Source organism: Stenotrophomonas sp. GD03794 (assembly GCF_029842145.1).
Taxonomy (GTDB): domain Bacteria; phylum Pseudomonadota; class Gammaproteobacteria; order Xanthomonadales; family Xanthomonadaceae; genus Stenotrophomonas; species Stenotrophomonas riyadhensis.
In genome coordinates, this window is record NZ_JAOCFV010000053.1 from 18,323 (window position 1) to 29,503 (window position 11,181).

Annotated in this window: 4 protein-coding genes and 2 pseudogenes; all 6 read right to left on the bottom strand. The window is 59.9% G+C overall.

The window, feature by feature from the left end:
- Positions 1-271: 271 nt before the first annotated feature.
- Positions 272-4,003 carry a hypothetical protein gene (locus N5D91_RS20215; protein ID WP_180846728.1) on the bottom strand — a complete coding sequence of 1,244 codons (3,732 nt, stop codon included), beginning with the start codon at positions 4,001-4,003 and terminating at the stop codon, positions 272-274.
- 379 nt (positions 4,004-4,382) lie between these two features.
- A complete protein-coding gene (locus N5D91_RS20220) occupies positions 4,383-4,817 on the bottom strand; it encodes a hypothetical protein (protein ID WP_164160458.1) in 435 nt (144 codons plus the stop codon).
- A 40-nt stretch (positions 4,818-4,857) separates the two neighbouring features.
- Positions 4,858-5,052 (bottom strand): annotated as a pseudogene (locus N5D91_RS20225) (hypothetical protein); the annotation flags it as partial.
- A 308-nt stretch (positions 5,053-5,360) separates the two neighbouring features.
- Complete coding sequence (locus N5D91_RS20230) at positions 5,361-6,176, bottom strand: hypothetical protein (RefSeq protein ID WP_164160453.1); 816 nt, start codon at positions 6,174-6,176, stop codon at positions 5,361-5,363.
- Between the two features lie 13 nt (positions 6,177-6,189).
- Positions 6,190-10,212 carry an RHS repeat-associated core domain-containing protein gene (locus N5D91_RS20235; protein WP_258011655.1) on the bottom strand — a complete coding sequence of 1,341 codons (4,023 nt, stop codon included), beginning with the start codon at positions 10,210-10,212 and terminating at the stop codon, positions 6,190-6,192.
- 13 nt (positions 10,213-10,225) lie between these two features.
- Positions 10,226-11,181: pseudogene (locus tag N5D91_RS20240) on the bottom strand (sugar-binding protein); the annotation flags it as partial.

An 11,181-nucleotide genomic window follows, 5' to 3' on the forward strand; every position in this document is an offset into this window, starting at 1 on the left:
CCCTCGCCGCTGGCGATGCAGTACAGCTGGGGATCGGTGGTAGCTGCGCGCTGGTCCTAGATTGGTTTCGTCTTGCTGCGCAAGATTGATGTCTGCCGAACGTGTACGTGCTCTTCGTAAAGGCCGCGCAGTAACGGGTCCAGCTGTAAGCCCTGCTGCGCGATCAGTATGAAGTCGAAACCGCGCTTGCCGAAAGTGGTCTTACATACCCCTTGCCCCGCGCTCTTCACGATCATGCCAATCCCGCGCCAACGCGGGATAACTACCGATCCTACCCACAGGGCTCCGCTCCACCATCCAGGCGACTGCGTACCAGTGCGTCGAGCTTGCCCAGACGAACGAACTCAGTGAGCACCGGACGCGGCGTGCGGCGCATAAATGGGAAGATTCGCGGGCACACGTACAAGTCCTCGATCCGCTGCTCGACAACGGGCCCCTTGGGCCACTTCAATAGCTCGAGCAGTCGTGCCGCATGGGTCTCCAGGAACGCGCGCCGACGTGCGATCTTCGCTAGCTGCCCCGTCGTCGGCGTCTTACCGAAGACTTCCTCGCGAAGGCGTCGCATATCCTTGATGCAAAACGCCGGCTTGTTGTACTTGCACTCGACCATGAACCACCGGTTGTCTTCCGGGTGGTAGGCCAGTACGTCGAAATCGCCGACGTCCTCGAAGCCTTCTCGCTTGAACCGCCGATGGAAGTCGACGCCATGCTCGACGTACGTCAGATGCCGGCCAAACACTTCGACAGCGCGCATTTCCAGGTCATGTTCGATGTTCTTCTTGATTGCCTCAGCGACAGCTTCAATCTCCGGATACCCAAAGTCAGCCGGCGGGTAGCCATCCGAGAACGAGCCATTCCAGATGCCTAAGGCGCGATGCGCAGCGGCTGCACCCCACAATAGCCGGTCCTGCCCGACCCGCAGTATGGGGCGAATGCCGTAGCGGTGCGCGCGCTTGCGGTGCTCCCAGATCGGCACATCGTCTGTTTCCTTATCGACACCGGTGAGCAAGCAGACGCGGCTGGCGTCGAGGGTCAGAAAGTTCAACGCCGCTTCCACCTCGGCCAGTGGCACCGGCACCGGAACGTGCGCATTGAGGGTCGCCAGGACGTCTGCCTTGGACCCCTCGTACGACCACGCTAGCGGCACCGCTCCCTCCTTGGCGCTTGCCCACCGACCCAGCACCGCCAACACGGGCAACAGGGTGGCCAAGGAAAAACCGACGCTGCTCACGAAAGCCGCATTGAGCCGTTGCCTTTGCGCCTCGTCCATCGACGCGACGCGGTCTTCGTCAGCGCCGAGCTCCAGCAGCTCGTTTGCGGCTTCTTGCTGATAGGACCGGTCATCGTTGCCGTCGTAGAAGACTTCGGGGATGAAGTCGCTGTCCACGTCGACGCCGCCGACTTCCAGTTCGTTATGCAAGGTGTCGCTGGCTCCATACAGCACCAGCAGCCAATCAACCTGCGCAACCAGTCGTTGCCACTCTTCTACCGTGGGCACCGTGCCCCCCGATTCGCCCCGACTGTACGCCAACTCCAGCAGGTAGCGAACATTTCGCGTCATCTGGATGAATTCTTCGTGCGCCTTGGCTTGTTGCTCGGTTCGATCAAAGTCCACGTCGTGCGTCAGGCTCACGCGAAGCCGTGTGCTCTCGCGGTCGTACTCGGCGACCAGGTGATCGAACTGCTCGACCGCCAGGTGCACGAATGCCTGCCGATCAAACTGGCGAATGTGATCGTGCACCAAGGCCCGATAGCGATCGCGAATCTTATCGATCACCGCTTTGGCTGGCTTGAGTTCGTAGCGGCCAGGTGCGATGCCTTCGGCCCGGAACTCCATCGCGAGGTCGCGCCGGGCTAGCTTGAAGTGTTCGGGTTCCGCCAATATCGGGTCGGGGTAATCGGGCACGTCTACCGTGCGCTCCCGGTGAGAAAGGGTGAAGCGCGGCGTTCGGTCAGCGGTTGCCGCCAATGCGCGCTGTACCTGTCCGTCGAAGGGGATTCCTAACAATACGCACGCGCCCCGGAGCCATTCGCCGGCGCAAAACGCCTCGAACCGGGCATCCGAGGCATCTTCCAGGTCCGCCGCGACTTGGGAAAGGTCGACTTCGACTTCGAGGATGAGCGAATCGGCATTGCGCTCGCGAATTCTCCAAGTGGTGAGCAGCGCTTCGGTCGAGGGCTCGCAGCCGCTTTCCGCCGGCAAGCGTTCCAGGTTGGCGCGACAATGGGTCACGATGCGTTGCTGTGCGAACAGATTCGTGGGAAACAACTCCGCCCGTTCATTCCATGCATCCGCTACGCAGTGGATGAACAACTCCAACAAGCCGCCGTTCCGAACCTCGATGTCTTGTGCATCGACATCGAGCATGAAATGCAAGGTGGGACCGGTCCCGTCAGTGCACCACGATAGCTGTGGGCGGCCGCGATGGGTCAGCTGCCGCAAAGTCTTGTCGGCAGGCTTCACCTTCCACGTGGTGGGGGCGTCGTCCGGAAACCGGCGCGGTGCCGAAGCCCAGAAACTTCGAAGTGCCTCATACCGAAAGTTCGACCCGCCGTGCGGATCGAGCATGATCATTGTCGGACGAATCGCGCCGCTGATGAGCACGCCGTGGGACTGTCGATACGCGGCAAATTTATCCATCGGACCGGTGAAGGGCGAGGCCGACTCCTCATTGGCATCGACGAAGGCGAAGTAGTCGTCCAAGTCCTGCGATCGCTCGACCGACTCGACGATCGACACCAAATCCACTAGGAATAAGGTCCGAATGTCGGACGAATGTGGTATCACGACGGAGGCGCCGCCGGCGATGGGGGCGACGATGACCGCGAGCAGGCGCACCGTATCGGGCGAGCGTCCCTGAAGCGGCATGTGCATGATCTGGCCGGTAGCCAGTTCTTGCGCCACCAATCCGTCATCTTCATCTATCAAGGCGCGAAGCCGCTGCTCGGACGCAGGCAAGTCTTTCGCACGCCGGACATCGACCAAGACGACCAGCCAAAGCGCCTCTCGCGTGCTGAGCAATGCGCCGACCTGCAGATCGGGCAGCTTTGCGTGGCGAAGCGACACACGCAGCGGCCCCGGGATGATGTCCCTCGGTCGAAAGCGCGCTTCGAGGAACCGGGCGGCTTGCGTCGCCGTGTCGCGTTCCAGCTGAGCGCTTGGCCGGGCGTCGCGCTCTTCCCAGTGCTGGATCACCACGGCGCAAAGATTCCGCGGGCTGAGCGGGAAGCGCTGGCCTTCCAACTCCAGCCAAGCGAAGGGCAACAGCTTGCCCGTCATAAATTTGGTCATGAACGTGGCCGCGTCCAGCGGTGGGATGGCACCGGGGCGAGCGACGAGAGCTGGACTCGGGGCCAGATTGGCGGTGCCCCCTGGAATCGCCCGCAACACCTTCAGCGCCTGTACCCAGAAGGTTTCCGGCGGCACCTCAAGGTGTCCCGAGCCTAGGCCGCTAACCGCCTTCGGCTGCGCAATGTTGTCCAACAATTGCTCATGCACCGTCAGCGCGGCATGCATGTCCACGCGCCCCGCTCCGCCTCCGGTACTAGCCAGGCGAAAGGTCTCGATGAAATCGGGCATGCGCTCGAAGGCACCGCCGTACATGAGGCGATAGGTCTTGCCTTCAAAGACAACGCGCACCTGGCCCCAGTCCAACTCCGGCACGTAGTCGTCAAACATGGGAAGCGTGGGCAACAACTCGTACAAGCGGCTGATGAAGCCGCTGAAGTGCGCGTAGGTGGTCAGGCTCCCCTCGCCAAAGGCAGGCGCCTTGAGGGAGACAAAGACCGACAGCGCCAACGCTTGGCGGGCCTGCGCCGAAAGGTTGGGCAACCACAGTTCGGAAATGAGCAGGGCGAGATACGCGTCGATCGCATTCACTGAAATCAGGTGAGCGCGAACGGCCTCGATACTACGATTGAGCGCCTTCTCCATGTCGCTGAGCGGGTGCTTGGACGCCTGAAACGTGCGTCGATGAGGCTTCTTGGGCTTGCGCTTGGACATGGATGCCGTTAGCCGGACTCGGTCAGTCGAAACTATCGTCGATTCGACTCGCTCAAGCAATCTACCCAAGCCCACAGCACGAACGTAAATACTTGACACATTGGTCCACGCATCTGCTGGCTAACGTTCGCGAGACGCCTGAGTAGATCATTGGGAGCTGGGCTACAGCTGTCCAGAACCGCCCTTCCCTACCCCCGATAGATCTTCCTGATCCCCTGCCCGCTTAGCGTCTGCTTTCGGCCAAGAGCAGACGACAATCGAGATGAACGTGCCTCCGCGAACTGGTGCGCGTGGCGTTCGTTTCCAGAGGGTTCAGTACCTCAAGAGGATAAACGGCGCGAAGCGGGGCTGGGGCGTTTGACGCCCAGGCCGCAGAGAATCACGCGTCGGTGTGAACCACTCGGATGCCTTCACGCATCGCCCGGTCATAGACCGACCTAGCAAGTTCGTCGTCCTCAATGATCAGCCAGGATCCGGCAACGTTGTTGCTGAGCACGTAACGGGAGACGTCCCGCGCTACCCACTCGACAGCGAGGCCCACGCCTCGGCAGCGGTCCGCGATTCCCCTCGCTTCGAACGCGGGATGAGTACCGAGGGCGACGCGTTCACACCCTCTGAGTGCGGACAGGATCTCGGCAGCGGATCGAGCCGCGTAAGTCGGTAGCGCACTCCGCAAGGCGACAATCTCCTTGATGGAAGGGCCCGACGCCGCGAACACCAAGGCCAGTTCGGCGGAGTGCCATCGGGTGTGGTTCAACGTCCAGCCGGGATCAGACCCATCCCAGAGATGGGCATACTCATCTACCTCATCCACCGGGTCACCAGACGAGTTGCCTGCAACGACCCCGCCCAGATCATTCGGGGATGTCGGCATAACCTGGCCGCTTGTATAGCAAGTGCTTGTTCCTGACGATATTCTTCTCGAAGATCTCGCCCATCCACGCTGACGGCTGCACATCTTCAATTGAGACGGACACCGATTCGGCGGTCGACCCGATGGAATCCTTGAGGGCCTGCGTCATTGCGTCGGCGATGCGCTGCTCTTCTTCTTCGGACTTGCCCGCCTAGGGCTTAATGGCAACGTACGGCATGGGGGTCTCCAACGGGTCAGATGGCTTACGGAGTGGGCAACGCGGCCTGACTCTGCGCACCGATGTAGCCATCGCAAGTGGCCGGCTCGCTTTCCGGCAAACAATTCGGCCATCCGCATTCGTAGTACGCTTGACTCCGTAGTACCTACGGACTTTACCCTCACCGGCCATGCCATGCCAGCAATCTGCCCGTGCCCGGCTTCCCTGCGACTGGAGATGTTCCCCGGTGAGCATAACCAACATGAGCAACAGGGGCGTGTGGTTCATTACACTGATGCGGCACAAGGCCAGAGCTTGACCCCCCTCAGCTTGGCTGACTGGATCGCCGCGACGACGTCCCGCCTGATGAGGATGGCATTGGAGGACTGATGGCCTGCTCCAAAGAACTGCTCGCTTCGGAAGATGGGAAGATTTGGAGCCCCAACTGGCGCCGGGAGGAATCCTCGCTCTGGGCCCATGTAGCGAACACGCCCGCATTTCGGACAGCGAGTTCCCAAGCCCTCCTCCATCTGCAACGCCACGCTCGTATCAGCACGTAGCTGCACGATGTGATCAAGAACATTCCCCTTGGTGTCCTCAACCGGCCACGTTTCAATGCTGAGTGGAGCAAGGTGCGCTTGCCAAACATCCCTATGCATGAAAATAGCATCTTCAACCCAGAACAGCTTGAGGAATGCGTTACGCCCCCACTTCAATGACTTCCGTACACGGAACGGCGCAACCTGGACCGCCCAGGCTCCGCACTCATCACAGTAGTTAGACGTGTCGTAAGTTTGCTCCCGAAATCCAAAATCATCTTCCGGCTGAGGATACCCATTGGCATGGGTAACCTGAAGCTCACAATAGTCCGCAGCCGCAATCTCAGTGGCGGAAAAATCCGTCGTCACAAGGAAAGAGCCACCCCATTCCCTGATCAGCGAGGAAGCTCCCGCCCATTCTGGAGCCCCTTCAGCTGAATGGACGACGCCAATAATGCACTCCCCAGTGAAGTCAGATGGTGGATCAACAGTGGCGCCGATCTGCTCAAGCTCTAGCGCGCGCTTAGCTGTCCAGCGAAAGGTGAAGCGATACTTTACCTTCATGAATAAATAAACCTTAAAGGCCTAATTCCTTAAGGAAAGCTGGGTAATTTGCATAAATTTCGCGGGCCTTGTTCATAACCTGATCAGCACTCAACTGCCTGTAGTTAGTTCCATATGGGAAAGCTCTCCGCCACGCATTCGTAAACGGCTGATGCTCCGCTTCCGTAACTGCGACGGAGAGCATCTGAGATTGCTTCTGCCCCACCACTTCGGCAAACCTCTTCTCAAGCAGATGGTGACTCTTGAGCCCCGTTCCCGCAACAGCCCTTCGCAGTGCATTGTAGGGCATAACCCCAAATTCAGCAGCTCGTGAAAGATTCCCAAAGCCCTTGGCTGCATTGGCTTCGCGCAGTACCACCATGGCGGAGGCAAGCTTGAGGCCGCCTGCAGCCGTTGATCCCGTTGGAGAGTTCATCAGGGGAACGACGATCGCTTCCGACACGGCGCCGAAATCGGTCAAGCTCCCCTGCCCAATGAAGAAGTTCCGTTCCTCGAAGTATTCCGCGACGGCATCCAGTCCTGTCGCCTTGACCGCCTCCGCAGGTGCGGGGGCACCAGGGTCGTACTTGGGAATGCCTCCGGCCGTGTACTGCGTGGTGCTGAGCCTATCTCCGGCAAACCCCTTGCCATTGCACATGTGGGACCCAGTCGCCTGATCGCACGCGCCCGTGGGATCCGAGAATCGGAATGGGTTGTTGCTCGCGTACCGATACCGATTGAAGTTTGCCACCCCGGAGGTGCTGGATGCCAACGGATCGGGAGAAATGAACCTCGCCAGCTGCGGGTCGTAGTAGCGCCGCCCCATGTAGACCAGTCCCGTGTCTACGTCTACAAGGTGACCCGAGTAGCCAGGAATCATTGCAGCGGGTGCGGCGTCTGCCTCGCCATACGGCGACCAGAAGTGACGAGTTAGAGCCGCACCATTGGCGCCACTGGTGGCCGCCAAGGTGTTGAGCGCGTCGTGATGAAGGTAGGTGAGAGTTGCACCAGCTGAAGAGCTGGTGCGAATCGCTAGCAGTCGCTTGCCCAGGTAGATGTAGTCGGAAGTCTCCCCGCCTTGGGTGGATTCGATCAGCTCCCCGCCCACCAGGTACTGCCAGGTGCGATCTGGAATGTCTGATGCGTCTACGAAAAGCTCGGACGCCCCTCCTTCCACAGGAAGCTGGATCGGCCTCCCGTCCAGCGGAACTGTGATCGGTTCCTCCAGCCCCGGGATGAGTGGTGTGCCGCCTGAACTTCCTGAACTGCCCGATGCGGATGCGCGCAGTCCTGCGCCGTCATAGAAGTACTTCTGCACATTCCCTGCGGCACGGAGCCGACCACCCACGTCGTAGGTGAACGTCTGGCCGTTACGGATTGCCAGATTGCCTGCCGCGTCATAGGAGAATCCAGAGACGCCATTGCCACCGGGGTCCCGCAGCAACTCCAGGCGATTGCGGGCGTCGTAGTGGAACGTACGCTCCCGCTTTCCCGGCAATCGCATCGAGACGATGTTGTCCAGCGTGTCATAGCCGAACGTGTATTGCCCATTGCCACCATAGGCCGGAGCACTGGCTTGAATCAGCCGGTCGAGGCGGTCGTAGCCCAGGCTGATCGTCCCGGAGTCGCCGCGCACGCCATCGCGGATCTGGGTGATGTTTCCTGCTGCGTCATAGCTGTAGCTCAGATCGATCACACCACCGTCGACGATGCGGCTGGTCAACTGTCGCGCGTTCTCGGTTACGCTACGTACGATGCCGTTGCCGTAGGTCAGCGCGGTGGTTTCGCCACTGGGAGCGTAGGCGACGTTGCTGGCGAGCACGGCGCCGGTGCCATCTTGCAGCTGTACGGGCTGGCCCAAGGCGTTCAAGGACTGCCGGACGGAGTAGCCATCGGGATAGTCCGTACGGATGTGTTGCCCCATAGGGTCGTAGCCAAATGCCAGGGACCGGGCGCTGGCGCTGCCCACCACACGACTCTGACTGATCACCGACCCGATTGAGTTATAGGTACGGGTGGTCACCACCGGTACCCGATCCTGATTGAAGACCCTTTCGGTCTTCAGCTGACCTGTAGGCGTGTACTCAAGCTGCTGATCACCCAGTCCATCGGGGTAGACCACGGTCTGTAGGCGATTGCTGCTATCGTAGTGGCGTGAAACACGGCGAGCCGCAACCTGGGGCGCGTCACGGTTACACTCGGTCAGGCTGGGCAAATCCAGCCCTATCGCGCTCCAGGCAATGTTCCCGGCCGCATCGTAGCCAAACACGGTCGCCCCGGTCTCAGGTTCGATGACCTTGCACAGCCGGAGGTTGTCGTCGTAGACGTATCGCCGGGCCACCGTTGGGGCCGGATTGTCTGGATTGACGGGCACGGTAGGAGCAGCCTTGGCGGTGGCAACTGCTGTGGCAACCGCATCACCGGCAACCGAGAGCGTAAAGTGGCTCGTTCCGGCGCCGATTGGCACAACAACGGAGCCGCTGGCTCCAGTGCCTACCAACGAGCCGCCATCACGTTTTAGCTCTGCGCGTGAATCCGTGGCCGACCAGGCCAAGGTGATGTTGCAGGTCTGGGCATCCGTTGCAATCTGGCACATGGCCGGAGACGCGGACACAGTGCCAGAGGGGGCCGCAGGAACCGCAAAGGAGCCCGAGCCGTCAATGGTGTTGTTGGGTTGTCCGACGGGGGATATTCCATGGACGTAGATCGGTTGTCCGGCACGCTGGCGGCGCTGCTCGTTGCTCATTGGAAGCGAGAAGCGATGATTGCCTCCCGCCTTGCAGGTCGTAGCCACAGCCGGCTCACTCGCCAAGTCGGCCTTGCCGGTCAGGAAGATCGTCCCGCCACTGCCGGCGGCTCCACCGGTGTAGACATGAATGTCAATCGACGAATCAATGCCCGTCGAGCATGCCCAGCCTCGAATCTGACCGTCGCTGGTGACACCATCGATGTTGCCGATTACCTTGGACGGCGGCCCGTTGACCGTGACCTGGACATTGTCGCTTTCCCGACCAAACCACTCTTTGCCCTCTTCCAGCAACCGCCATTGGAAGCTGTAGACACCTGGCAATGAAGGAGCTACCACATCGAATTCAAAGAACGCAGGCAGCTGTGGAATGACATCATTCGGCATTGGAACCCGCGCCCTGCCCCATCGGAGATTGTCATTGGGATTCCAGGACCCCAATGCATAGCCCGCCGACGCCGACCACGTCGTGTTACCCGTGTTGGTGAACTTCAGCTTGACGCGATAGGTCCGCCCGGCCTCCATGCTGGTCGGAACTTCCTGTTGATACATCACGCCACGATTGAGCCTTCCTGTCGTCTCAAATTTTTGCTCATTGCTGGTGCTTCCAAAGCGAACACCATTGCGATTCATCTGCCACTGAATGGTGTTAGGTCCATTCTCTTTGGCGGCGGTGCCATTGAATGAGAACGTCACCGTCCCACCCGGGGCTACGTCGTGAGGAACAGAAACTTCGGCAATTCCCAGCAGGGTAGCGTCAAGAACGTAGGCCTCGGCCTGTCCCAGTCGATAGCCGCCCCCTGATCGCCACGTCGTGTTCCCTGTATTCCGGAATGTGACCGTGCCGCTGAAGGGCGTACCTCTGTCGCCAGACCCCGGCCAACTTGCCGAGACATACTCAGCCCCATCGAAAGGAGTTGGTGGCGCCGCTACTGTAATCGTAATGGTGGGCGAGATCAGCCGCCTGGAAACTTCATCGCCATTGATGTTGCGCACACCGAACGCACTGAATACATAGTTATATGTACCTGCCGATAATCCGCTCTCAGTGTATATACCCTCCGAGAGCCGGGAGATCACGACTCCATTTCGTGTCAGCTGTGGCTCGGAAAGATATTCATATTTGCCGCCACTGCCTGTATTTCCGCTCTTGAGTTGCAACTGATACGTGGCAGGTGCCGTATAAGATCGCTGAGCTGGGCCCACCAACTCGATCCATACCTGGGCACGTACGGACGGGCAGATAAAGGAAAGAAGAAGGCCCAGCAGAACCGCGGCCATGCGCAGTTTTCCAGTGTTCACGAATTCCATTCTTGTCGTGCCTTCAGTTAGCGGACTGGGCTACTTCCGTCGTAAGTCCAAAAGCATTTCGTTTAATGCTGACTTTGCTGCCATCGGCCCGGATGATCTGTGCAGGCTTCTCATAATCCGGTCCATCAAAGGCATCAAACCGAGTGATCGTCTGGTGGCCTAGCGGGTCAATCGTCGTAGTCGTGGCATTGATACCGTAGGCAATGGTGGTGATCAGCAGGCCCTGCTCACTGTCCTGAGAGGAAGAGGTTCTCCTTCCAAGTGCGTCGTACTCGGTCCAGGTGCCAGTCGCCACATTGCTATCCCTTGAGGGATAGGAAGTGAACGTAAGGCGACCTTCGCTGTCGTAACTGCTCCTGACCCACCGCTGGGTTCCAGCCATGTCGCTTGCATCGTATTCGTGCACCAGACGGGGCTGCCAAAGCGCGTCGAGATAGGTTTCCTGGCGGCGCGCTCCTTGAGTGTTATCGACCCTCCAGTGCCCCGCCGAGAGGCCGTATTCATCAGCTGAGATCTGCCGGAACGAGATGGTTGTCTTGGCCCACTGGTTCTCATCGACCGGTGGTTGGACTTCCCGCACACGCCCCATCGGATCGTGCAGATAGGACGTGGTCCTCTGCAGTTCGTCCGTAGTCGAGGTGATCCACCCGTTCCCGTCTGCCGTCATGCGGTTGGTGGTGCCATCCGGATTGATGACCAACCGTGGCACTCCTCTGTACCAGTCCTGGATGTGCGTCTCGTTCCCTTTCCCGTCACGCACGTTGCTGATCGTGCCGTCCGAGGCATAAGTAACGCTCTGCAGCAATGCCCCAGCACGATAGACGGCATTCGGCTTGGCCAGGGCGTCGTAGGTGTACCGGGTGGTGGTCTTCCCGGAGGCGGCCTCCTTGACGCTCAGCACCTGATCCTGGACCCAAGGGCTGGCCGTATCCAGATACTCCCTCACCTCGGCCTTAGTTCCAGAAGGAC